This is a genomic window from Tsukamurella conjunctivitidis (assembly GCF_007858475.1).
Taxonomy (GTDB): Bacteria; Actinomycetota; Actinomycetes; order Mycobacteriales; family Mycobacteriaceae; genus Tsukamurella; species Tsukamurella conjunctivitidis.
This window is the reverse complement of record NZ_VIGX01000092.1, coordinates 1-711: the sequence shown is the minus strand read 5'-3', so window position 1 is coordinate 711 and position 711 is coordinate 1. Positions and strand designations below refer to the sequence as shown.

The window sequence follows — 711 nt, the reverse complement described above, 5'->3', positions numbered from 1 at the left end:
CCGGGCTCCACGCCTGGCAGGAGTGGGGGGTCGGGCGGCAGGCGGCGCCCTGGCGGTGTCCCTGGTGCTCCTGGGGCTGTGGGGGTTGGTCTGGATCCTCCTCGCCACATTCTGAGTCCACGGTCTCCCGGATCCCCCCGGTGTCGACCCACGGCCGAGTGCCATGCGGTCCCCCGCTCCCCCACCGACGGACCTTCGACCCACTCCACGCCCACTCACACGTTTGCACCCGACAGGCGTCTCCCCCGACCCGGTCGCCGCGTGACCCCACACGCACGCTCGACCACCGCTTTGCCTACAGTTGGAGCATGAAGCCCTTCCTTCTCGTCTCCACCCGTCCCGAGGACGAGGCCATCGAAGCCGAACACCGTTCCTTCCTGCGGGCATCGGGTCTGCAGGAGGAGCAGCTCGACCAGGTGCGTCTGGACCTGCTGGGTCTGCCCGACATCGACGTGCACGCGTACTCCGGCATCATGGTCGCCGGTTCTCCCTATGGCACGACCACCCCGGATGAGCGCAAGTCAGCCACACAGAAGCGCACCGAGGTCGAACTGGAGCACCTCTTCACCCAGATCAACGAGGCCTCCACCCCCTGCCTCGCCACCGGCTACGGCATGGAGGTCGCCGCCTGGCTGCGCGGTGCTCCCATGACGACACGCTGGGCGGAGCCGCCCTCGATGGTGGAGATCGTCCTGACCGCCCAGGGGCGCG

Annotated in this window: 1 protein-coding gene; it reads left to right on the top strand. The window is 69.1% G+C overall.

What is annotated here, in order from left to right:
• Positions 1 to 308: 308 nt before the first annotated feature.
• Positions 309 to 711, top strand: a 403-nt coding sequence (locus FK530_RS24505) for a type 1 glutamine amidotransferase family protein (protein ID WP_500487537.1), incomplete at its 3' end; no start/stop codon positions are given.